The following is a 22,644-nucleotide window of genomic DNA, read 5'->3' on the forward strand; positions in this document are numbered from 1 at the left end:
CTTAGGCAGCTTTAGGATGGGCGAGGCGGAAGCCGACGGCCAGCCGGTTCCACAGGTTGATCATGCCGATCAGCGCCGTCACATCCACCTGCTCCGCCGGGGTGAACTCGGCCTGAAAAGCCGCATACTCCGCCTCTGGCGCGCCGGTCTGCGACAGCAGGGTCAGCGCCTCGGTCCACCCCAGGGCGGCACGCTCGCGCGGGGTATAGAGGCTCGATTCGCGCCACGCGGCCAGCAAATGCAAGCGCAGCTCGCTCTCCCCGGCCTTGCGGGCGTCGGTCGTGTGCATATGCAGGCAGAAGGCGCAGCCGTTGATCTGCGAGGCGCGGGTTTTGATCAATTCGATCAGAGAATACTCTAGCCCGCAGGTCTTAAGGTAGGTTTCCAACGCAATCAGGGCCTCATAGGCCTTTGGGTTGGCGTGATAGGGGTTCAGGCGTTGGGGCGTCATGATCGGCTTCCTTTCCGATGAAGGGGTGACGCGCCTATGACGCCGCCGCCCCCGCTGTTTGTGACATGGGGGCGGAAAAATCTGGACAGTACTCCTATTTTTCCTTGGCGATCTCCAGCGCCCGGCTATAGACCGCCCGGCGCGGCTGGCCGGTGGCGGTGGCGACTAGATCGGCGGCGTCGCGCACCGAATGGCTGGCAAGCGCCTCGCGTAGCATCGTATCGAGATCAGCCTCGGCGGTGGCGGCCTCCTCCCCCGGCGGGGCAACGACAATGACGATTTCACCGCGCGGCGGACCGGCCTCGGCGAAATGGCGGGCGAGGTCGGGCAGGGGGGCACGACGCACTTCCTCGTAGAGTTTGGTAATCTCACGCACCAGGGCGGCTTCACGCGGACCGAAAACGGCGGCCATGTCGGCCAAACTATCGGCAACGCGCGACGGTCCTTCAAAGAAGATCAGCGTTGCCGGGACGGTGGCAAGGGAACGGAACAGCGTTTGCCGCGCGCCGCTTTTATGATCGGGGAAGCCCGCGAAGAGGAAGCGGTCGGATGGCAGGCCAGAGAGTTGCAGGGCCGTCAGAACCGCCGAGGCGCCGGGGGCGCTGGTGATCGCCAGCCCTTCGGCCTGCGCGTCCCGCACCAGCTTATACCCGGGATCGGAAATCAGCGGCATTCCGGCGTCGGAGACGAGGGCGACGGCCTCCCCCGCGCGCACGCGGGCCAGCAGTTTTGGGCGCATCACGGCGCCGTTATGGTCGTGATAGGCCACCAGCGGCGTTTTGATGCCATAGCGCTTCATGAGCGGGCCGGTAACGCGCGTATCCTCGCAGGCGATCACGGCGGCGCGCTTTAGCACCGTCAACGCGCGCAAAGTGATGTCCTCGGCATTGCCAATCGGGGTCGCGACAAGGTAGAGGCCCGGCGACAAACCACTCCCCACGGTCTCCGAACCCTCTGATTGGGCTGGATTTGTCGGGGCCTCCCCGGTAGGGTCAAGGCGGTTTTTGTTCCGGCGAGGGGAAGGGTTTTCGATGTCGGCTGTCACGCGCTCGGCGATCCTGGCATTGGGGCTTCTGGTCGCGGCCTGTGGGCAAATGCCCGGCAGCCGTCCGACCGTAACGGAGCCAGCGCCGCAAGCCAAGCCGCCGGTCACGGCGCAGGAACCGGCGAAACCGGCCTGGAACACCCGCCCCACCCCGCCCGCGCCGGTTGAAACGGCGCCGCTACCGCCGAGTGGCGGTCCCGCGCCGGGCAATGCGATCCCCTCCGCGCCGGTCGGGGCGGTGCCGACGCCTGGGCTGTCCGCCCCGGCGCCGAAACCGGCGATCCGCGTGGCGCTGCTGGTGCCGCTGTCGGGCCGGGCGCAGGCGGTGGGCCAAAATTTGCTGGAAGCGGCGCAGATCGCCGTCTTCGACCATGCGTCGGAAGGCTTTAAGCTGCTGCCCTTCGATACGGAAAAAGACGGGGCAACCGCCGCCGCGAATGCCGCCGTGGCGGCAGGTGCGCATATCATTCTCGGGCCGCTGTTCTCCAATCAGGTGAGCGAGGTGGCGCCGATCGCCAAAGCGGCGGGCCTGTCGGTCATTAGCTTCTCCAACGACCGTAGCGTCGCCCAAACGGGGGTGTATACGCTCGGCCTATCGCCAGTGCAGGCGCTGCAACGGGTGCTGGCGATCACGCACGAAAAGGGCGCGACGCGCTATGCGGCCTTGGTGCCGGACTCGGCGATTGGCCGTCAAACGCTTGCCGCGCTTGAAAAAGCCGTGCCGCAACTGGGAAGTACGGTGGTGCGCGCCGATACCTATCCGGCGGCGGCTACCGATTTCCAAGGCATCGTGCGCCGCACGGCAGAATACGATCGCCGCCGCGCACAACCCACCCCGCCGCCATCCTATCAAGTGTTGGTCCTGGCCGAAGCCGGGGCACGCCTGAAGCAGATGGGGCCGTGGATCCCCTATTATGACATCGATGTGAAGGACGTTCGCCTCGTCGGCCCGCCCGCCTGGGACGATACGACGCTGGGGGCCGAACCGGGCTTGGTCGGTGGCTGGTATGCGGCGCCCGATCCCGCCGCGCGCGGGCCGTTTGAAGAGAAATTCAAGGCTGCCTTCGGCGCAACGCCGAACCGGATTGCCTCGCTGGCCTATGATGCTGTCGCCCTGACGGCGGTGATCGGCAAGCTGACGGGTGGGCCGAACTTCTCAGACTCAACCCTGACCAATCCAAATGGTTTTGCCGGGGTCGAAGGGCTGTTTCGCTTGAATATGGACGGCAGTTCCGAACGGGGCCTCGCCGTATGGGAAATCCAGCGCGGCCAACACAAGCAGGTCGCCCCGGCACCGGGCAGCTTCCTGCCGCCCGCGAACTAAGGGGTGCTTGGGCGCGGTTGAGGAAAACTCCACCGCCCCTCGCCAAAACCGCGCGTGACCGGCCCTGCGTTGGGGGCCATGCTGGCGGCATGTGGATCATCGTCACGCTCGCCGCCGCGTTTTTCCAATGTGTGCGCACCTTCCAGCAGCGCGGTCTGAAGGGCCGTCTTAGCACCAATGGCGCGAATTTTGTGCGCTACATCTATGGCGCGCCGCTGGCGCTGGCAGGATTGGCCGCCGTTGTCGCCGTTAGTGGCCAGCCGTTGCCAGCGATGCCCGGCGACTTTTGGGTTTCGGTGATCCTGGGCGGCCTTGCGCAAATTCTCGCAACCTCTGCCCTGCTACTGGCGATCACGCGCGATAGTTTTGCCGTTGGCACCGCCCTGTCGAAGACCGAAGCCCTGCAAGCCGCTGTGATTGCGGCGCTGTTCTTCGGCGAACACGTGGGCTGGGGCGGGGCGCTGGCCATTCTTGCGGGCTTCGGCGGCGTTGCACTGCTGACCCTCAAGAGCCTGAACCTGCGCGATCTGCTGGGCCGGGGCGGCGCTTATGGGCTGCTGTCCGGTTTTTTCTTCGGCTGGTCGGCGATGTTTTTTCGCGATGCCTCCTTGGCGCTGGCGTCGCCGCTGCCGGTCCTCGCGGCGCTCGTCACTTTGTCGGCGGCAACCTGCACGCAAACCTTGATGCTGGGGGGCTGGCTGCTGCTGCGCGAGCCGGGGATGATCTCTAAGGTCTTCCAGACGTGGCGGGCGGCGGTGCCGGTCGCCGTGCTCTCCGCCCTTGGATCGGCCTGCTGGTTCTTGGCCTTCACTTTGCAGAAAGCGGCTTATGTGCGGGCGCTCGGGCAGGCGGAACTGGTGTTCACGGTCCTCGCCTCCACATTGCTGCTGCGTGAAAAATTCGGGTTCCGTGAAGCGTCGGGCACGATAATCATAACAGGTGCAATTATTGCCTTGCTGACGCTAACCCGGTGACGGAACCAACCGGGGAAAGAGACGCCCCCGATGGCCGTGCCGCTGCCGACCCAAAAGACTGCCTCCCTTGATGCTTTCGCCGCGCTCGTCGCCGGTCCGGCGCTGGGGGCGGTTGGCCTGATCTTCAACCGCGCCACCATGCTCGGCCCGGCCGCGACCGCCGGGTGGCGGCTTGTGTTCTCGCTGCTGTTGACCGGCTGGCGCATTCGCAGCCTACCGCCGCGCGCCCTATGGACCTGGATGGGGCTGGCGGGGCTATTTTACGCGGCAGACCTTGCGCTTTGGTACGCGGCGATTATCCGCACCAGCCTGATGAGCGCGACGCTGATCATCAATATCTATCCTGCGATTGTCGCCCTGCTCGCCTGGCCGCTGCTGGGGGAAAAGCCAACGCGGCGCCTGACCACCGGGCTGGCGCTCACCCTGATCGGCGGCGCCATCGTTGCCCTGCGCCCCCAAGCGGCGGGCGGCGCGGCCCAGGCGGCGGAGGCCTATGTCGGGGCGATCCTGACGCTCTGCGCCGCTTTCGTGTACGCGGGCTATACCGTCGTTACCAGCCGGGTGACGGTGGAGCTTGGCAGCACGACGGCGACCTTCTGGACCAATCTGATTGCCATTCCGCTGCTCTTCGCCGTCACTCTGATCTCCGGGGAGGCGACGGCGATCAGCGATTGGCGGTCACTCTGGCCCGTGCTGGGGCTGGCCGTCTTCGGCGGCGTCGCGCAACTGACCTTTGCCTATGCCCTGCAACGGCTCCCCGCCGCCTTTGCGGCGATGGGCAGTCACCTGTCGTTGATTTTTACCGGGATCGTCGGCTGGGCGATCTATAGCGAGCCGATCACCCAGGAACATCTGCTCGGCGGCGTTTTGATCGTCGGCGGGCTGATCTGGGCGAAGGAGAAGAAGGCCGGTTAAGCCTGTCGCCGGGTGGCGGCCCGCTTGCCGCCGTGGATTGCAATCTCCACCCAAGCTTTGGGCGCTTCACCCGGATGCTGTGCGGCGGCGCGGTAGAAGTGGAGAAGGAACACGCGCACGGCCGAGGTCAGCGAGGATTGTTGCCGATACAAATCCACATCACTGAGGATTTTCGGCAGGGTCAGCCCGCTGAGGCGGGTAATCGTCTCCAGCGCGTCCCACATCTCGGGCTCCAGGCGCACCGACGTTCGCCGGGCGCCGACGCGAACCGTTTGGCAGCGCAGGCTCGAGTCGGTAAAGCCAGAGGGACGGGAAGAAGCACGATCACTCATATCTCCATATTCTATATCGTATCGAAATATGCAACCGCTGTATTGCTCAGGTCGGTGAAATTTTAGGGGTGTCAGAAGGTCAGAGTGACCTTTTGCCCGTCCGACAGGCTGCATTCGCCGAACCCGCCGCCAAAGACGCCCGACCCCGCATCGGCAAAGGTGAACTGGCAGTTCAGCGTGCGCGCCTGACTGCCCAGCAGCATCGCCTGCCCGCGTGAGCTATATTCGGTGCGTGGGCCGTAATCATAGTAATCATCGTCGGGATAATAGACGCGCCCACGCCAAAGGACCGGCGGGCGATACACCGGTGGCCGCGTATAGACTGTTCGGCTTTCTTGGATCAGATTGCCCGTAAACTTCTCGCCGCCGGGCAGAATGCCGGAGAGTTGCACCGCCCCATCGCCGGGATAATAGCTGGCGGACAGGGTAAACCGCTCGCCCTGCCGCCCGTCTTTCCCCAGCAATGCCGCCTCGAGGGCACGAAAGCGCGGCTGGGGCGGCGTGCAGGCCGTGAGCCCGATCAGGGATAGCACCAAGGCGCCGCGCCCGACGAAGCCGATCATGATCTTTCTCCCTAAAGCCGCAGTCGCAGCTTGCTTTACTTAATCCTGTGCCTGGATTGCGGCAAGATCACGCTGCCGAAACCAGCAGGCGTCCGCTATCAGGATGCCGGAGGACGCTGACGGGGGTTTCGTAAGCGGTAGAGAGCGGGTCGGCTTCCAGCACGCTTTCAATCGGCCCGGCACGCAGCAAGGCGCCGCGATGCAGCAGCAAGGCCCGGTCGGCGATGCGGGCGGCGAGGGTCAGATCGTGCAAAATCGCCACCACGGTCACCCCGTCGCGCTGGGCCAAGGAACGGGCTTCTTCCAAAATCAGCACCTGATGCTTCAGATCGAGTGCCGCCGTTGGTTCATCCAGTAGCAGAGCACGCGGCGGGGCGTCGCCCGGCGGATGCCAGAGTTGCGCGAGGGCGCGGGCGAACTGCACCCGCTGTTGCTCGCCGCCCGAAAGGCTGGCGAAACTGCGCGACCACAAGGTTTCCAGCGACAGACGGTGCCTGACGGCGGCGAGGGCTTCGGCATCGCGGCGCGGGTCGGCATGGGGCAAGCGCCCGAGGGCCACTACCTCGGCAACGGTGAAGGGAAAGGCCAGTTGGCTCGCCTGCGGGACGACGGCGCGGTGGCGGGCGAGATCGCGGGCCGTCCATGCGCCAATGGGCCGCCCGAACCAGGAGAGGCTGCCGGCGCTGGCGGGCCGATCCCCGGCGAGCAGCCCGAGCAGCGATGATTTCCCCGCGCCGTTCGCCCCGAGGATCACGGTCACGCTGCTGGGGGCGAGGGCGAAGCTGACATCCCGCAGGATCGATTTACCGCCAAGGGTTAGGCTCAGGCTTTCCGCGCGGATCATAGCGCCCCGCCTTTGCTTTGCCGCGCCAGCATCCACAGGAAGAAGCTGCCGCCGATGAGGTTAGTCAGCAGCCCGACCGGCAGTTCGGCGGGGGCGGCGAGGGTGCGGGCGCCGATGTCGGCCAGCATTAGGAGGGCCGCGCCGAGCAGCATGGCCCCCGGCAGCACGAAGCGGTGTCCGGCGCCGAGCAGCAGCCGGGCGAGATGCGGGCCGAGCAGCCCGAGAAAGCCGATGACACCGCAGAAGGCCGTCGCGGCGCCGACGCCAAGGGCGGCGAGGATCACCAGGATCAACCGCAGCCGGGCGACCGGCACGCCAAGGTGCGCGGCCTCCCGCTCCCCCAGGGCCAGGGCATCCAGGCTGCGGGCATGGAATAGTAATCCGCCGAGGGCGATCAGCGCGGCGGGAAAGACCCAGGAGACACCGCGCCAGCCGCCGTTCGCCATCGACCCCAGGGTCCAATAGCTAATGTCGCGCATCTGGCGGTCGTCGGACAGATAGGTCATGAAACCGACTCCGGCCATCGTGATCGTTGTGATGGCAAGTCCCGCCAGTAGCAGCCCCGCAACGCCCGAGGCGCGCCCGACGCCGCGCTGCAAGTGCTGCGCGAGCAGCAGGGTCGCCCCGGTGGCAAGTCCGCTGCCGACGAAGGCCGCGAACGGCACCAGCGCCGGTCCCGCTAGATAGGGCACCCGTCCGCCGAAGACGATCGCCGCGACGGCGGCCAGGGCGGCGCCGCTGGAGACGCCGATCAATCCCGGATCGGCCAAAGGATTGCGAAACAGCCCCTGCATCGCCGCCCCCGCCCCGGCTAAACAGGCCCCGACCAGGGCCGCCAGCAGCAGGCGCGGCAGGCGGATAGCCTTCAGCACCAGCGCCGCGCTCGGGTCCGCAGCCGGATCAATCAGTGCTGTCAGCACTTGCGCGGGGGAAAGTTTCACCGCGCCAATGCCGAGCGAGAGAACCGCGAGCAGCAGGACGAGGGCGCCAAGCCCTGCCAGAACCAAGGGGCGGCGCAGGGGGCTAAGGCTCATCGGCAGGAGTAGGCTCGCGTCGCTCATGGTTTCGCTGCGAGGGTCGGCAGGGTGACACCGGGGTGGAGGGCTTGCGCCAGATCGAGCACGGCGGCCCCGAGGCGCGGTCCGAACCCGAGCATGAACATGGCGTCGCGGACGATAATCCGCCCCTCGCGCGCCGCCGGGGTGCCGATCAGGTCGGGATGATGGCGCAGCACGTCAACGCCGCCCAGCGCGTCGATCACATGGCTACCGGTCAGGATAATGTCCGGGGCGGCGGCGAAGGCGGCTTCCGGCGTCACCGGTTTATAGCCGGTATAGCCGCTGACGGCGTTCCGTCCGCCCGCAAGCTCGATCATCACGGCGGCGGCGGTATCGTCCCCGGCGGCGACAAGCCCGCGTTGGGCGGAGAGCACGAAGAGAACTTTCGGCTTGTCCGGTAGTGGGGCCACGGCGGCGCGGGCGGTAGCCAGATCGCGGCGGACGGCGGCTTGCAGCTTCCCTGCTTCCTCCGTCTTCCCCAGCGCCGCCCCGATTTGCCCGATGCGCGCTAGCACGGCGGCCTCGCTGAACCCATCGGCGAGCGGCAGGATCGGAATCCCGGCGGCGGCGATCTGGCCCAAGATCGGCGGCGGTCCGGCTTCGGCGGCGGCGATGACCAGGGTGGGGGTGAGCGCCAGAATGCCTTCTGCGGATAACGCCCGCACATAGCCGATATTCGGCAGTTTCATCGCCTCGCGCGGATACAGGCTGGTGGTATCGACCCCGACCAACCCCTTTTCGGCGCCCAAGGCATAGATGATTTCCGTGGCCGTCCCGCCCGCTGCAACCAAGCGGGGGTCTGCCGCCTGCACCGGCAGCGCGAGGAGCGCCATCAGCAGCGGAAAAAGCGCGCGTCTCATTGGGCGCCCAAGGTCGGCAGGGCGGCGACCAGCGCGCGCCAAGCGGAGTCTTCCGCCTGACCGGGCTTGCGCTTACCGAACAACGACGCGACGAGGGTTTCTTGCGCGTCGAACAGTTCCAGCGAGGTCACAACCCCATCGGCGGTGGGCTTATAGACGACCCAGGCGTGGGTAATCGTCGGCTCGAAAATATGCAGGTTGAAATCGGGGTCCATGACGTTGAACCACGGCCCCATTTCCAACAGCTTTTTCACGGGGCCGGTATGGATTTGGATGATCCCCGGATTGCCGACGAAGACCATGATCGGCGTTTCGGCCTCGGCGGCGGCGGTTAGCACGGTGCGCAGGGCCGTCGGGGCCACCGGGCGGGCACGGGCTTCCCCGGCAAGGCGCAGCGCCTGCTGGCGGGCCAGCTTGAACTTGGTCAGCAGCCCGTGGAACTCGTGGGTATCTTGCAAGGCATCCCAGCCCGCGATGAACCCAGCTTGGTCAATGTCACTATCGGGCAAAGGCACTTTCGCCGGGGCCAAGGCTTCCAACGCCAGCGGGGCAGGATCGTGCAGCAGGAAGGCGGCAGTCAGCGCGTCGAAAGCACCCGGATCGCTGCCTTCCACCAGATAGATTTTATGCAGGGCGCCGCCCGCCTTATCGAAGAAATGCAGCGACCGGCGGGCGCCGCGCGGGCTGGTTTCGGTCGCGGCGACGGCATGCGCCCAGTGCCATAGGAAGATGCGCAGGTCGATCGCTTCGCCCAACACCAGCCCGACCATCCCATCGAAGGACGGGGCGTTATAGGGGCCGGTCTTTTCGTGGACGATGCTATCGTTGCGCGTCAGCACCATCACCGGGCCAAGGGTTGGCACCCGCGCCAGGATGTCCTTGAACTCCGGGCGGAGGCGCTGACTGACGGCGCCATCACCGCCCGCGAGCAGCAGATCAAGTTCCGACACACCCAAGCGTTCGGCAGCGTTGCGGCGGCGCAGGTTCGGCTCGTCGGCCAAAAGGGCGCGATGGCGGGCCGCCAAATCCTCGAACCCGGAAAGGCGCGCGGTGGGGCTGGCGGCGGGGGATTGAATGCTCGTCATGGCGGGTTCCTTTGGGGGGTCAATTCAACGTGAAGCGAACGGGCACCTGCACCCAGGCGGCCTGGGCTGTGCCGTTGCGGCGATAGGGTTCAAAGCGCCAGCGGCGGACGGCGGCGAGGGCCGCGCGGTCCAGCAGGTCGAAGCCCGAACTGCGCCATAGCTGCACCTCCTCCTGCTCGCCCTCGGGTGTCACGAGAACGCGGACCAAGGCTTCCCCCTGTTGGTCGAGCGCGGCGGCGCGCGGGGGATAGGCGGGCTTGGTGGGCGGTTCGCGGAAGCGCGGTTCGGTGATCAGCGGCGGTCCTGCCGCAATTTCCGGCACGGGGGCGGCGGGGGGCGGACTGGCGACGGCGGGGGCATTCGTCTCGGGCACGGCCGGAAGGGGGCTGACGGCAACCGGGGAGGGTGCAATCGGTGCTGGGGCTTTGGCAACGGCGGGTTTTGGAGCCGGGCGCGGGGCAGGCTTGGGGACTGGTTTCGGGTCGATTTTAGCGGGTTCGGCCTTAACCGGCGGGGGCGGTTCGGGCAGCGGTAAAGCCTCTGCCACGGGTGGGGCCAGCGCGGCAAGGGACGGTGGCTCGGGGGCTTCCGCGACCGGTTCTGCCGGGGCCGGGGCGGCCTGAACCGGTTCCATCGCTGGTGCTCGAGGCGTAGGCGCCTCGACCGGCGCCGGAACCATCACCAGGGCGATCGGTTGAATCTCGGGCTGCGGCAAACCGGGGCGCGGGGCGGCGAAGGCGGCAAAGCCCGCGATCACCGCGCCATGCGCCAGCAGCGACAGGGCAAAGCCCCCGCCGCGCTTCGGCTCTTCGATCCGCAACCCGGTCATTGGACTACCAGCGGGCGGTCAGACCGACCATGAAGGTGCGGCCCGGCTGGGTGTAGCGTTCCATATCGGCGCGGTTCGACTGGAAGCCGGACACGTCGAGATAGTTGTAATATTTCTTATCGAACAGATTATACACACCCGCGGTAAAGCCGATCTGCTCGCTGACATCCCAATAACCCGCGAGGTCGAGCGTGGTCGCCGATGGAACCTTGAAGTAGCTGGGATCGCTGACCCGGCTCTTTTCCGCATAATGGGTGGCCGTAACGCTGGCGCCCCAATTCTGCGTCGGGTGATCATAGGTCAGCCCGGCGCGCAGGATCAGTGGCGCGACATTATCCAACGGACGGTCGGTATCGTCGTTGGTGCCGTGGGCATAGGCAAGGCTGCCAATTAGGCCCCAATCGGGCAGGAAGCGGTATTCGCCGCGCGCTTCAAAGCCCCAGATGGTGGCTTTCGAGACATTGCGCGATTGATACTGCGTAATCCCTTGGCGGGTGCCGATCATCGTGCTTTCGATGAAGTCGGTATAGGCATTGTAGAAGCCGGAGACGGCAAAGCTGCTGCCGTCCTTGAACTTGCCGCGCAACCCGGCTTCCACCCCGTCGCTTTCTTCGGGCTTCAGGTTGGCGTTGGGCAGGATTTCGTAGCGCGACGGGCCATTGGTGAAGCCGATATTGGCATCGTCATAGGGTGGGGCGCGGAAGCCGTGGGCATATTGGCCGAACAGGGTAAAGCGGTCGTCAATCTTATAGGTCGCCCCCAGCTTTGGCGACACGGCGGTATCCGAAAACTCGCGCACGACGAAGTTCTGATAATTCGTGTTGGCGTAGGCCTGATCCGGCGACGGGGTAAGCTTGTAATAGTCGAAGCGCACGGCGGGCAGGATGGTCCAGGCGCCGGTCGTGATTTCATCCTGGACATAGGCCCCGGCCTGCACGGTTTTCGTATCCGGGAAGGTCTTGTTCGGGAAGAGTTCCGGCGGCACGCCCGGCCCACCAGAGAAGCTTTGCGTGACCGCCCCGGTGCGCAGGTTGCGCTCGTAGCGATTGCGGGGCCGTTCGGTCTTGGTTTCGTCCAAGGAAACGCCATAGGTGAAGGCATGCTTCATGCCGAACCAGGTGGCGGAGGATTTGGCCTGTACCTCGCCGCCGTAAATATCCTGGGTAAAGTCGAGATCGGAGAAGCGATAGGCCGGAACGCCGGAGGTCAGGCGCTGCTGCTTGGTCACCTCTTCGCGGCTGGCGCGGGTGTAATAGGCTTTCCAGTCGATCTGGTCGATGAAGCCCAGCGGGCGGGCGTAGGTATGATCGAGGCTAATGCGGAAGCGGCGGGTGAGATCTTCGCCCTTCGAGTCGAGAACCGTGGCGCTGCGGTCGGTCACCACATTCGTATCGGTCTCGCGCTGAAGATATTCGCCGGTCAGGCGAAAGCGGTTGTCCTTCGGGCCGACCTGAAGTTTCCCTAGCAGATTATCGCTGGAATAATCCTGCGGATTGGCCTTCAGCGCGCCCTTGTTCTTTACCTCATGCCCGTCGCGGCGGGTGTAGTTTAGCAGCCCTTCGACCGCGCCGACGCGCCCGGCGGCAGTGGCACCCTCGCCGAAACTCTTATCGGCACTGTCGTAATTGGCCCGGCCGCCAACGTACCAGTCGCGACCAACCTCGTTCAGATAGTCGCTCGGGTCTTTGGTGACGTAGGAGACGACACCGCCCAACGCATCCGATCCGTAGAGGGCAGAGCCAGGGCCGCGCAGGATTTCAAGCCGCTTCAAACTGTCGAAATCCACCGTGTCACGGGTATAGGCGGGGTTGGACGCCGGATAATCGGGCAGTTTCACGCCATCCACCTGCACGCGGACGCGGTTACCGCCGATGCCGCGAATAGTGTAGGCGCCTTGACCGGCACGGGTCGGCTGATTGCCGACATTCACCCCCGGCTCGTAGCGCACGGCATCCTGCGGACGGTGAACGCTGCGGCGTTGCAAGTCCTTTTCCTGAATGACGGTGACGGTGCCGGTTTCCTCGCCAATCGGTTTTTCCGACCGGGTGCCGGTGATCGATACGGCGTCGAGCTGCGTGACCGGGGCGGTCTGGGCGCCCGCGAGGCCCGGCAGCAGCAGGGCGGGCAGGGCAACGGAAAAGGATAACGCCCGCAGCCGCGAGCGATCGAGGATCGGCATGGAAACTCACCACCATCAGGGATCAATAGGAAGGCCCGATGCTGGCAGTCGCGGCTGGCGGGGCAAAACGCGGGGGGAGGGACGCCCGCGTAGGGGTTACTTGGTCAGGATCAGCTTATTCGTGGAGGTCAGGCGCAGGCGGTAATGCTCGGTGCCATGTTGGATCAGCACTTCACGCTGGGTCGTAAACAGATCGCGGCTATTCAGCATCGGCAAATCGCCCGGAACCGGCCGGGCGGATGGGGCCGAGGATGGGGCGGGGGCAAGGTTAGACATGGCGGCACCTCTCGCAAAAGACCCAGGGAGCCTAGCGGGATCACTTTGCGAATGCAAACGATTCTTAACTGCAAGAGGTGCGTTTTTCGGCGCGTCGGCCTAGGCGTGAGATCATTCAGTCACTGCGCAAACTGATATTTTATTATTCATATGAAATACCTAATATAAATTCAATCAAATGCAAAATTTACGACGAGGCGTAAAATGGTGGAAAAAACCGAAAATATCTCCCCTAATGAGACAGGAGAGATCGATAAACCGCTGCGGACTTGGCAAAAACCAGAAATTGACATTCTGGAGATTGCCCAGATAACCTTAATAAAAGGCGGCAGCGCAACGGATGGTCCTTCAACGCTGATTTCATAGGGATCGGGCCGGTCCTTTTGGCCTGTCCCTTTCTGGGACCAGAGCGCAGTGCTTTCTTATGCGGGCTTGATAAGGGACAGACGATGAAATCCGACGTGCAGGGCGTCCACTCGCTTCCAGACATCGCGGAGCAGGCAGGCGCAGCCCCCAAGGGGCGCGGGCTGTGGCAGACGCCCAGGATCGAGATCGTGACGATTGGCCAGGTGACCCAGGCGAAGGGCACGACGATCACCGAAGGCGCGACAACGCGAACTTCGTCCTAGTGTGCCGCGCGCCCCTTCGGACCCGGCACGCTGATCGTGCTTTCACACCTCGCGTATCCTGCTTATAGTATGACGATACGCGCAGGGGAGCCTTTAGCATGGATGCCGAGCCGCCAGAGTTCACGCCCGATGTATCACCGTCGACCGTCCTAAAACGCTGGATTGTTCCCACGGTTGAGCCCCTGACGATTGCTGACATCACGCGGGGGAAGGGGTCCGTCTTTAACGATGGGATCACCACGACGGGGAAATCGTGATCCTCGAATAATCGGCTCCCTGGGCGCGCGTCAGGAGCCATCGGCGTCGCAGGTCTCGGTTGCCCCGCAACGCCCCCCTTTGCCTGAAACGCGCCGGGTATCATGAGTTGTTTCGCTCTTGCCGTCGATTTTGAGGGCGGCACTGCGCCCAGCTTACGACCCGGGCTGGCGCTGCCCGATCTTCAGTCGCTGGGTTCGGTCGAGACCGAAACGGCGATCTTTCACCATCGCCAGCGCCGCATAACGCCGGAAGATGCGTGGGACGTGCAACCGCGTCAGGCGGCGGCGGGGCGCTTTACCCTGGTTTGCGACGGACGGCTGGATAATCGCGCCGATCTGGCCGACGCCTTGGGCATCGATCCGCGCGGCGAAGCCGATAGCGCCCTAATGTTGGCCGCGCTGATCCGCTGGGATGTGGCGGCTACGGCGCGCATGATCGGCGACTTCGCCTTCGGCTTTTGGGATGCGGCGACGCGCCGCCTGCTGCTGGGCCGCGATGCCTTGGGCAAGCGGGCGGTGTTTTGGCACCGGGGGCGGCACGGGTTCTTCGCGGCGTCCAGCCTCCGGGATCTTTTGGCGCAACCGGCGATCCCGCGCGATTTGAACCTGGAACGGCTGGCCGATTGGGCGGTCGAAACCAAGCTGAATGACCGGCGGACGGCCTGGCAGGCCATCCAGCGCGTTCCGGCGGGCGAGACGATTGCGTTTACCGCCTCGGGGGATCAAACCCACATCGGTTGGCGCGCCGACCCGACCCGGCGCATGCGCCTGAAGACGGACGATGCCTATGTGGCAGCGGCGACCGATCTGTTGAAGACGGTGATTGCCCCGCGCACGCGCGCCAGCGGCCCCTTAGCCGCAGACGTTACTGGGGGGCTCGATTCAGCCCTGGTGGCGGTTCTGGCCGCCCAAGTCATCGCCCCGGCTCATTTGGGAACGGTGACGGCCCTACCGACCCCCGGCGATCCCTTGACCGTCGCGGCTAACGCTTATGCGAGTGAAGCCGATGCCGTCGCTGCCCTACACCGGCATGCCCCGGGGCTGGTTGCCCTACCCGTTTCCACCGATCCCGCAGACCGGGTGTTGGACGACGAGCGTTTCTTTACCCTGACCGGCATGCCGCTGCGACCTGGTCATAACATCGGCTGGTTGCAGCCGACCTATGCCGCCGTCAAAGCCGCCGGGGGACGGGTGGTGCTGACCGGTCTGTCGGGCAATCTCAGCCTCTCCTGGGACGGGCTGGAGGGGATTGGCGATCATCTGCGCGCCGGGCGCGTGTGGCCGCTGTGGCGCGATGCGCGGTCTTTTGGTCTCGAAGCGCTCTGGCTCAATAGCGGGCGGCAAATGTTGCCCGAAGCCTGGGCGCGCTGGCGGCACCGGCGCCGGGGCGGCACGGGGCAGCCCTGGCTGGATTTCGCGCCGCTGCGCCCTGAGTTCGCGGCCGAGGCAGGGATCGATGGGCGCATTGCGGCGCGGGGTTATACGTCGGACTTCCGCTATCCCGGCAGTTCCCGCGCCGTCCGCGCCGGGTTGTTCGACGTCAGACAGGCGATTTCCGACCAGTTCAGCGCCCTGCGCGACTATACGGGGGTCGAAATGCGCCACCCGATGAATGATCCGCGTTTCATCGATTTCTGTCTGGCGCTGCCGGTCGATCAGTTCTTGCGCAAAGGGGTTACGCGCTGGCTGGCGCGGCGGGTGGCGGCGCCCTATTTGCCCGCCGTCCAATGCGCCGAGCGGCGGACCGGGGCGCAGTTCCCTGAGTTTCGCGCCGATTTCGCCCGGCGCCGCGACCAATTGCAGGCGGATTTAGAGGCGGTGGAACGGTCGGCAACGGCGCAGGCCATGCTCGATCTGCCACGCCTGCGGGCGATTTTAGAGCAAAGCGACACACCCGAGGGTTTAGCCCGGCTGTCCCGCACCGATATTTCTGTTACCTTCTCTCGCTTCTTGCACTTGGGCCGGTTCATCCGCTGGGCCGAGGGCGGGAATTAAGCCGAAACACTGGCTTGGCAGCGCCCCCGAGATCGGGATATGGAAAGACGGCTGTCGTGTTGGTCTTAGCACTGCGGCCCGCGATGATTGACAAGCGGGTCGAACGCAGGCAGGGTCCGCCCGCCTGAAAAGCTCGGGGAATACTCGTCAATGCGGACTTTTCTCGATTTCGAGAAGCCAATTGCCGATCTTGAAGCCAAGATCGAAGAACTGCGGCATCTGACCAGCGACGACACGGTGAATATCGCCGAAGAAGTCGGACGGCTGGAACTCAAAGTGGATAAGCTGCTGCGCCAGACCTATGCCAAGCTGACCGCCTGGCAGAAGGTGCAGGTGGCGCGCCATCCGCAGCGCCCGCATGGCGTCGATTATATCGCCGCGCTGATCGACGATTTCACCCCGCTGGCGGGCGACCGTAGCTTCGGCGAGGATGCGGCGATCATCGGCGGCCTCGGGCGGTTTCGCGGGCAAAGCTGCGTCGTGCTGGCCCAGGAAAAGGGTCACGATATGGCGACCCGGCTTAAGCATAATTTCGGCATGCCGAAGCCGGAAGGCTACCGCAAGGCGGTGCGCCTGCTGGAGCTCGCCGGGCGGTTCAACCTGCCGGTGATCACCCTGGTCGATACGGCGGGGGCTTTCCCGGGGATTGAAGCCGAAGCGCGCGGCCAAGCCGAAGCGATTGCCGTGGCGATTGAGGCGTGCTTAGCGGCGCCGGTGCCGATTGTCGCGACGATCATCGGCGAAGGCGGGTCCGGCGGGGCGATTGCGATTGCGACCGGCAACCGCGTGAACATGCTGGAACACTCAGTCTATTCGGTCATCAGCCCGGAAGGCTGCGCGTCGATCCTGTGGCGCAGTGCCGACAATGCCCAGGACGCGGCGGAAGCCCTGCGCATCACCGCGCAAGATTTGGAAAAGCTCGGTGTGATCGATCAGATCATCCCCGAACCCTTGGGCGGCGCCCACCGCGATGCGGGCGTAACGATCACTGATGTCGGCAATGCCATCGAAGCCCAGTTGCAGCCGTTACTGCTGCTGGATGGGGCGACGCTGAAGCAGCAGCGCCGCGAAAAATTCTTGGAAATGGGGCAAAAGGGTCTGTGACCCACCCGATGATCCCGGGCGCTTGAAAAGGCCTTGCTGCATCCGGTGCGGCAAGGCCTTTTTGTTAGGTCAGTTTTCGGGAGCCGCAGGCTTGCCCGTATAATAGTCCGGGTAGAATTGTGCGACGACCGGCCCATCGGATGCCAGCGCGTGGCACGTATCGATGATCGGCGGGCGGCGTCCCCCGGTGGCGCGTGGCATGGCGGGCGGGCCGCTACGGTCCACGCCCTCTGCCGCTTCCTTCAGCGCCCGGGCGCGGGCTTTGCCGGTCGAAACCGTCTGGAAGGCCACGGTCGCGACCGGCCCGAGCAGTTCGACAAGGTGAGTGCAGCCCTCGGTGCCGCCAAGCCGTTCTTTAATGGCCTGGGTCCACCCCGCAGCGATGCGCAGGCCGACAATGCGCTGGAAATTCCCCGTAATCGCTGGGCATATTTCAAACGGCGACCCGTCAGTCACCGCTTCGATAGCCTGCACGGTCAGATCATTATCCACCGTCAGGCGAATCCACATATCATGGATCGGCGTGCCGGGGGGCATGTGACCGCGCCAAGCGTTTTCGAACGCATAGGTTTTCACGTCGGTCAGATGGGCTTCGATGTCCCACAGGCCATCGGCGCGGTAATAGCCCTTTAGGCTAATATCCCGCGTATGGAAATGGTCGCGCGGACTGGCGGGCGACAGGGGCATGGGCGGCGGCTCGCAGAGTTAACGTGTACGGAAACGAGAGCCTGCGGCCCGGCGCCGGGCTTGGCAAGCGCGGGGCGCCTATGAGCGGTGCAGACCTGCCCTGCGCGCTCATACTTTATCAGAATGAGGCTGCCCCCATCTGCCCAGAAATGTGCGCCTGCGAAATGAGCATTGCGCCGCAAAATTCATCGTTGCATTGCAAGGTGCCTGCTTTTGCGGCGCAGTTTCCCGTCGATTCGGATCTGGCACGGATGTTGCTGATTTAATTCCGCAGTCGGGGCAAGGGTCGGCTTCACTGGTAAGGGGATCGAACAGGGATCCTCTTCCGCGATAGACGGACCAGGACCGCACGGCAGGTTGAACGGGGAGGCTTCACAAAAATCCCGCACAAACCGCGCCCTTGCCCCGTTCTCACCTTATGATCGGGACCGCTAGACCTGCCGTCAGCTTATTTTTGGTTAACGGTAAGTCTGGTGCCCGCGCATCCTGTCGCAGGGGGTTGACAGGCTTTTTGCGCCTGCACGCAGTTTTTTGTCGTACCGCCCCGAGACAGCGTTGGATTCTTGCGCGACCGTGCCAAAAGAATGCTGAAGATCGCTCGCTAGTGCTTTGATTTATCACTATGCAGTCACAGGGGGCCTGTCATTCCATGCGGCGAATGCAAGGCTGGCGCAGGCTTATTGCGCTGCACAATGGGTCAGAGGCGATGTAGCTTAGCTTCAACAAAACGAACAAACACCCTCCCTGATCTGAAAGGAGCTACATCATGGCTCGCATTGCTCTGAACGCCGGTTTTGCTACGGCTGCTGCTACCCCGTCGTTGATGGAAACGCTGAACGCTTGGTATGTGCGCTGGCAGGAACGCCGCGAACTCGCCTCGCTCGACCAGCGCGCCCTGGATGATATCGGCCTCAGCCGCGGCGATGTTCTGACCGAAATCAGCAAGCCGTTCTGGCGTGCCTAAGCGCCCTGCTGGTTTCACCGCTGCCCGAAACCGCGTCCCCAGCCTTGGGGGCGCGGTTTTGTTTTTGGGGTGCCGTTAGTCGGATGTGAGCGCCTTCCAAAGATGGAAAAGGCGCCAATTTTTTAACCAGATTGCTGCGGCGCTGGGCGGTTTACCCGTATCACTTAGGCAAAATCAGTCCGGTAAAATAAATTGAGAATCAAGGTATTACCCCAGCATCGTGGTGTAAGGCCCTGGTTTAAAAAACAATTTGCCAAGCGCCACAGGTGTTGTTTTTTCGCCACATTGCGCTGAAAAGCCACCCTTCTGGTGCACAGCAGGCTTGCGAGGGGGGGCAGCTATGAGGTTTTATAGCGGCGTCCCGAGCGGGGAGGGTCACTTCATGGTCCCCCGAAAGGGTTCATTTGGGTTGAGTACCACCAAGGGGTATTGACAATGAAAAAGATTCTTCTGGGCACCTCCGCCCTGGTTTTGCTGGCTGGTGCCGCTGCTGCTCAGCAGGTTACCACGAAGGCGCCGTTCACCGTGACGCTCGGCGGCTCGGTTCGTTCGGACTTCATCATCCTGAACGACAATGCTGCTAACGTTTCGTCGCGCGAAGCCCGCCTCGACTATCGTCTGCACCTGAAGGCCGAAGCGAAGGCCGAAAATGGTCTGACCTACGGTTTCGATGCCCGTCTGCGTAACAACCAGAATGGCGTTGGCCAGGATGTCGTTGGCGCCGACCGCAAGTTCGTCTACATGGGCGGCTCGTGGGGTCAGGTGCAGCTCGGCGATACGCTCGCCGTTGACAGCAACTTCGAAGTCCAGGCCCCGACGGTCGGTATCGGTCAGGCCGACTATGCCTTTGGCCCGTCGGTCAATCAGTACAGCTTCTATCACGCCAACGAAGGCGAGTTCCACACGAAGCTCGTCTACTACACCCCGGTGTTCTCGGGTTTCCAGGCTGGTATCAGCTACACCCCGGAAAAGGGTTCGGCTGGTCGTGACAATGCTCGCACCAAGATCGCCAGCGGTTCGAACAACTACAAAGACCTGATCTCGCTTGGCGCGGCCTACACCGGCTCGTTCAGCGGCGTCGGCGTGAAGCTGGGCGGCGGCGTCCAGTTCGGCGAAGCCAAGGATGTCAGCGCGACCGTTCGTGCCAATGTTGACGATTACGTCGTTTGGCACCTCGGCGCTCAGCTGAGCTACGCTGGCTTCACCTTCGGTGGTCATTATTATGACAACCAGGGTCAGGGCAACGGCGGCCAGTTGGCCAAGGGTGATGATCAGATCGGCTGGCAGCTGGGTCTGACCTACTCGACCGGTCCGTGGGGCGTTGGCATCAACTATGCCCGCACCGAAACCGATTACGCTGCTCGCGGTCGTCGTGACGACAGCGATTACATGGTCGGTCTCGGCGCTGCGTACCAGCTCGCTCCGGGCCTGTCGTTGCAGGCTGACGTCGTGAAGTTCGAAGCCGAATCGCAGACCACCGGTCTGAAGGCTGGTAAGACGAAGAACGATGGTACGCTGTTCACCTTCCGTACCCGCGTCGACTTCTAATATCGCTTCACCGCGATATGGGATTGGAGAGAGGTTCGCCTCTCTCCCGACCAATGGAAAACCCCGCTTCGGCGGGGTTTTCTGTTTTTAATGCGCCTAACCCCTGTATGCTTAACCGGAAATAACGGCAAAAAACGGGGAGGGAGGCTTATGGTCAAGTACCGTCACGGGGCGTCGGCGGCGCTCATACTGGCGCTCGCGGCGTGCGCAACGCTGGAGCCGGAACCCAGCGAAGACCAGATTGAAGCGGCCATCGCCGCCCAATTCCAGGAGATCCGGGGGATGGTGACCAGCATCAAGGGGCTGGAGGCGATCAGCGGCTTTGCCGACCTGCGCGGGGTCCGCAAACAGCGCTGCGCCGCCACCGAGGATGTAAAACGGTCCGGCTATATCTGCACCGTGACGCTGGAGGTGAAGGCGGTGCTGGTTACCCTGCACCCGACCCTTGATCTGCGCTTCATCCGCAGCGCCTCGGGTTGGGCAGTTGCCGATCCGTTTTAGGCAAAAAGAAAGGGCTGAAGACCCAATCCTCAGCCCTGGGGGAGAGTTAAAAAAGCCGCGGTCTAACTGGCTGCCCGGCGCCACTTCTGCCCCAATAGGGGCGCCAGCCCCGCCCGGTCGGCGGCAGGCTGATAGACGATGCTATAATCCTTCAACGCCGCTTTCACCCGGTCTGCAGCATCGGCGCGGTCGATCTCGAAGCTCGAAAAGCCGCAGCGGGCCATATAGAGGATCTGATCGCGCAAGACCGCCCCCGTGGCGCGAATCTCGCCGGTAAACCCATAGCGGTCGCGCAGCAAGCGGGCTTGGCTATAGGCACGGCCATCGGTGAACTTGGGGAAGTCCAGCACAATCAGGGCAAGGCGCGGCAGCTTATCGGCGATCAAGGCCGGATCGAGCGTATTCGGCACGCGCAACCCCAGGGGGCCAGTGTGATCGGCGACCGTGTCCCATTGGTCGAGGCTGACGAGAACCGCCTGGCCCGGCAACGGGGCCTCCCCATCCGCCAGCGGCTGAAACGGATCGGCCAGCAGGCCTTCAGCATTAACCAGCGGCATAGACGCGCTCCTTGAACGGGCCAACGCCAAGACGGCGCACAGTTTCGATGAAGGTTTCTTCTGGCGACGTGCGCAGGGCGAGATAGGCGTCGAACACCCGGTCGATCCCGGCGGCGGTTTCGGCGATGGGCAGCGACGGCCCCAGGATGGTGCCGACGGCCGCTGACCCTTCCGCATCGTCCCCAGCGTGACCGCCGAGGGTGATCTGATAGAATTCCTCACCGCCCTTATCGACGCCCAACAGGCCGATATGGCCGACGTGATGGTGACCGCAGGCGTTGATGCAGCCTGAAATCTTGATCTGCACTGGGCCGATCTCGCTCAGGCGTCCCCCCGCCGTCACCTGTTCCGAAATTTCTTGCGCCACGGGGATTGAGCGGGCGTTGGCCAGCGCGCAATAATCAAGACCGGGGCAGGCGATAATATCCGCTGCCGTGTTCAAATGCCCTTCCGCAAAGCCAATGCGCTGCAATTCGGCGAAGAGTACCGGCAGGTCGGCTTTGCGCACATGGGGCAAAACCAAATTCTGCGCATGGCTGACGCGGATTTCATTGTGGCTATAGCGTTCGGCGAGGTCGGCAATCGCCTCCATCTGCTCCGCCGTCGCATCGCCCGGAATGCCGCCTGCCGGTTTTAAGGTGATGGTGACGATGCCATAGCCCGGCTGGCGGTGCGCGGCGACATTCACCGCCGCCCAGGCGGCGAAGGCCTTATCCTTGGCGCGGGCCGTGGCATACGCCTCCGTTTCCTCCGGTTCAGCGCGATAGGCGACCGGGGCGAAATGGGCGCGGATAGCAGCGACCAACGCGTCGGGCAGGGTCAGCGGAGCGGGCGGCGTGGCGGCGAACTCGGCTTCCACCTCGTCGCGCATGCGGTCGATGCCGATTTCCTGCACCAGAATCTTGATGCGGGCCTTGTAGATATTGTCCCGCCGCCCGTAGCGGTTATAAACGCGCAGGATCGCTTCGAGATAGCGCAGCAGATCGGGCTTCGGTAGAAAGTCGCGAATGACTTTGGCAATCAAGGGGGTGCGTCCCAGGCCGCCACCGACCAGCACCTGAAAGCCGATCTCGCCGCTATCGTTCTTCACCAACCGTAGGCCGATATCGTGAATCTTCACGGCACCCCGGTCCTGCGCGCCGCCAGTGATGGCGATTTTAAACTTACGCGGCAGGAAGCCGAATTCCGGGTGCAGGGTGGACCATTGGCGAATGATCTCGCCCCACGGGCGCGGGTCTTCCACCTCGTCCGCCGCGACGCCCGCGAATTGGTCGGACGTTACATTGCGGATGCAGTTCCCGCTGGTCTGGATGGCGTGCACATCGACTTCGGCCAACAGCGCCAAGGCATCAGCGGCGTCTTCCAGTTTGATCCAGTTGAACTGGATGTTCTGGCGCGTGGTGAAATGGCCGTAGCCCTTATCGAACCGCCGCGCCACCTGCGCCAGCGCCCGCATCTGCCGCGCATCCAGCGTGCCATAGGGAATGGCGACGCGCAGCATATAGGCGTGAAGCTGAAGATAGAGGCCGTTTTGTAGACGCAACGGCTTGAATTGATCTTCAGTGATGTCGCCCGCCAAACGGCGGTTCACCTGATCACGGAACTGGGCAACCCGTTCGGCCAGAAAGGCTTTATCGAAATCATCGTAGCGGTAGAGTTGAGCCATC

At 64.0% G+C, this 22,644-nt stretch carries 25 protein-coding genes; 11 read left to right on the forward strand and 14 right to left on the reverse strand.

The window, feature by feature from the left end:
* Position 1: 1 nt before the first annotated feature.
* The gene (locus tag CHR90_RS13025) at positions 2-451 is read right to left on the reverse strand and encodes a carboxymuconolactone decarboxylase family protein (protein WP_094409451.1); all 450 of its coding nucleotides are present in this window, start codon (positions 449-451) and stop codon (positions 2-4) included.
* A 94-nt stretch (positions 452-545) separates the two neighbouring features.
* Positions 546-1,379 (reverse strand): 16S rRNA (cytidine(1402)-2'-O)-methyltransferase, encoded by an 834-nt coding sequence (rsmI, locus tag CHR90_RS13030; protein ID WP_308421752.1) that lies wholly within the window; start codon positions 1,377-1,379, stop codon positions 546-548.
* 103 nt (positions 1,380-1,482) lie between these two features.
* Between rsmI and CHR90_RS13035 the strand changes: the two genes are divergently transcribed.
* The 3 genes from CHR90_RS13035 (at position 1,483) to CHR90_RS13045 (ending at position 4,709) form a co-directional block, all read left to right on the forward strand.
* Positions 1,483-2,820 carry a penicillin-binding protein activator gene (locus CHR90_RS13035; protein ID WP_094409452.1) on the forward strand — a complete coding sequence of 446 codons (1,338 nt, stop codon included), beginning with the start codon at positions 1,483-1,485 and terminating at the stop codon, positions 2,818-2,820.
* Positions 2,821-2,909: 89 nt separating this feature from the next.
* A complete protein-coding gene (locus CHR90_RS13040; RefSeq protein WP_170941402.1) occupies positions 2,910-3,794 on the forward strand; it encodes a DMT family transporter in 885 nt (294 codons plus the stop codon).
* Positions 3,795-3,824: 30 nt separating this feature from the next.
* The gene (locus tag CHR90_RS13045) at positions 3,825-4,709 is read left to right on the forward strand and encodes a DMT family transporter (protein ID WP_094409454.1); all 885 of its coding nucleotides are present in this window, start codon (positions 3,825-3,827) and stop codon (positions 4,707-4,709) included.
* Here CHR90_RS13045 and CHR90_RS13050 read toward each other — a convergent pair.
* The 9 genes from CHR90_RS13050 to hemP form a co-directional block, all read right to left on the reverse strand.
* A complete protein-coding gene (locus tag CHR90_RS13050) occupies positions 4,706-5,041 on the reverse strand; it encodes a ribbon-helix-helix domain-containing protein (protein WP_170941403.1) in 336 nt (111 codons plus the stop codon). The genes CHR90_RS13045 and CHR90_RS13050 overlap by 4 nt on opposite strands.
* A gap of 71 nt (positions 5,042-5,112) precedes the next feature.
* Positions 5,113-5,604 carry a hypothetical protein gene (locus CHR90_RS13055; RefSeq protein ID WP_094409456.1) on the reverse strand — a complete coding sequence of 164 codons (492 nt, stop codon included), beginning with the start codon at positions 5,602-5,604 and terminating at the stop codon, positions 5,113-5,115.
* A gap of 67 nt (positions 5,605-5,671) precedes the next feature.
* On the reverse strand, positions 5,672-6,448 hold the full coding sequence (locus CHR90_RS13060; protein WP_094409457.1) for a heme ABC transporter ATP-binding protein: 777 nt from the start codon (positions 6,446-6,448) through the stop codon (positions 5,672-5,674).
* The gene (locus CHR90_RS13065) at positions 6,445-7,509 is read right to left on the reverse strand and encodes a FecCD family ABC transporter permease (protein WP_094409458.1); all 1,065 of its coding nucleotides are present in this window, start codon (positions 7,507-7,509) and stop codon (positions 6,445-6,447) included. The genes CHR90_RS13060 and CHR90_RS13065 overlap by 4 nt, the downstream gene beginning before the upstream one ends.
* Positions 7,506-8,366, reverse strand: coding sequence for a heme/hemin ABC transporter substrate-binding protein (locus CHR90_RS13070; protein ID WP_094409459.1), 861 nt, complete (start codon positions 8,364-8,366; stop codon positions 7,506-7,508). Before CHR90_RS13070 ends, CHR90_RS13065 begins: the two co-directional genes overlap by 4 nt.
* Positions 8,363-9,451, reverse strand: coding sequence for a hemin-degrading factor (locus CHR90_RS13075; RefSeq protein ID WP_094409460.1), 1,089 nt, complete (start codon positions 9,449-9,451; stop codon positions 8,363-8,365). Before CHR90_RS13075 ends, CHR90_RS13070 begins: the two co-directional genes overlap by 4 nt.
* 19 nt (positions 9,452-9,470) lie before the next feature.
* On the reverse strand, positions 9,471-10,280 hold the full coding sequence (locus CHR90_RS19775; protein WP_094409461.1) for an energy transducer TonB: 810 nt from the start codon (positions 10,278-10,280) through the stop codon (positions 9,471-9,473).
* Between the two features lie 4 nt (positions 10,281-10,284).
* Positions 10,285-12,459, reverse strand: coding sequence for a TonB-dependent hemoglobin/transferrin/lactoferrin family receptor (locus CHR90_RS13085; RefSeq protein WP_094409462.1), 2,175 nt, complete (start codon positions 12,457-12,459; stop codon positions 10,285-10,287).
* A 96-nt stretch (positions 12,460-12,555) separates the two neighbouring features.
* A complete protein-coding gene (gene hemP / locus CHR90_RS19780; protein WP_094409463.1) occupies positions 12,556-12,735 on the reverse strand; it encodes a hemin uptake protein HemP in 180 nt (59 codons plus the stop codon).
* A 204-nt stretch (positions 12,736-12,939) separates the two neighbouring features.
* Between hemP and CHR90_RS19450 the strand changes: the two genes are divergently transcribed.
* The 4 genes from CHR90_RS19450 (at position 12,940) to CHR90_RS13105 (ending at position 16,720) form a co-directional block, all read left to right on the forward strand.
* Complete coding sequence (locus CHR90_RS19450; protein ID WP_170941404.1) at positions 12,940-13,101, forward strand: hypothetical protein; 162 nt, start codon at positions 12,940-12,942, stop codon at positions 13,099-13,101.
* Between the two features lie 83 nt (positions 13,102-13,184).
* The gene (locus tag CHR90_RS13095; protein WP_094409464.1) at positions 13,185-13,364 is read left to right on the forward strand and encodes a hypothetical protein; all 180 of its coding nucleotides are present in this window, start codon (positions 13,185-13,187) and stop codon (positions 13,362-13,364) included.
* Between the two features lie 359 nt (positions 13,365-13,723).
* Entirely contained in the window at positions 13,724-15,616 is a 1,893-nt protein-coding gene (locus CHR90_RS13100; protein ID WP_094409465.1) for an asparagine synthase-related protein, read from the forward strand.
* 150 nt (positions 15,617-15,766) lie between these two features.
* A complete protein-coding gene (locus CHR90_RS13105) occupies positions 15,767-16,720 on the forward strand; it encodes an acetyl-CoA carboxylase carboxyltransferase subunit alpha (protein ID WP_094409466.1) in 954 nt (317 codons plus the stop codon).
* 69 nt (positions 16,721-16,789) lie between these two features.
* On the opposite strand, the gene CHR90_RS13110 is transcribed toward CHR90_RS13105, so the two are convergent.
* Positions 16,790-17,407, reverse strand: coding sequence for a DUF2889 domain-containing protein (locus CHR90_RS13110; RefSeq protein ID WP_094409467.1), 618 nt, complete (start codon positions 17,405-17,407; stop codon positions 16,790-16,792).
* A gap of 80 nt (positions 17,408-17,487) precedes the next feature.
* Between CHR90_RS13110 and CHR90_RS19260 the strand changes: the two genes are divergently transcribed.
* From CHR90_RS19260 to CHR90_RS13125, 4 genes are all read left to right on the forward strand, one after another.
* Positions 17,488-17,673 carry a hypothetical protein gene (locus tag CHR90_RS19260; RefSeq protein ID WP_141210953.1) on the forward strand — a complete coding sequence of 62 codons (186 nt, stop codon included), beginning with the start codon at positions 17,488-17,490 and terminating at the stop codon, positions 17,671-17,673.
* 500 nt (positions 17,674-18,173) lie between these two features.
* The gene (locus tag CHR90_RS13115; RefSeq protein ID WP_094409468.1) at positions 18,174-18,371 is read left to right on the forward strand and encodes a DUF1127 domain-containing protein; all 198 of its coding nucleotides are present in this window, start codon (positions 18,174-18,176) and stop codon (positions 18,369-18,371) included.
* Positions 18,372-18,806: 435 nt separating this feature from the next.
* Positions 18,807-19,919 (forward strand): porin, encoded by a 1,113-nt coding sequence (locus CHR90_RS13120; protein ID WP_094409469.1) that lies wholly within the window; start codon positions 18,807-18,809, stop codon positions 19,917-19,919.
* Positions 19,920-20,069: 150 nt separating this feature from the next.
* Positions 20,070-20,420 carry a hypothetical protein gene (locus CHR90_RS13125; RefSeq protein WP_094409470.1) on the forward strand — a complete coding sequence of 117 codons (351 nt, stop codon included), beginning with the start codon at positions 20,070-20,072 and terminating at the stop codon, positions 20,418-20,420.
* Between the two features lie 62 nt (positions 20,421-20,482).
* Here the strand turns inward: CHR90_RS13125 and CHR90_RS13130 are convergent, their stop codons facing one another.
* Positions 20,483-20,977, reverse strand: coding sequence for a DUF934 domain-containing protein (locus tag CHR90_RS13130; RefSeq protein ID WP_094409471.1), 495 nt, complete (start codon positions 20,975-20,977; stop codon positions 20,483-20,485).
* Positions 20,964-22,643 carry a nitrite/sulfite reductase gene (locus CHR90_RS13135; RefSeq protein WP_094409472.1) on the reverse strand — a complete coding sequence of 560 codons (1,680 nt, stop codon included), beginning with the start codon at positions 22,641-22,643 and terminating at the stop codon, positions 20,964-20,966. Before CHR90_RS13135 ends, CHR90_RS13130 begins: the two co-directional genes overlap by 14 nt.
* Position 22,644: the final 1 nt, after the last annotated feature.

The sequence above is a fragment of the Elstera cyanobacteriorum genome, from assembly GCF_002251735.1.
Classification (GTDB): domain Bacteria; phylum Pseudomonadota; class Alphaproteobacteria; order Elsterales; family Elsteraceae; genus Elstera; species Elstera cyanobacteriorum.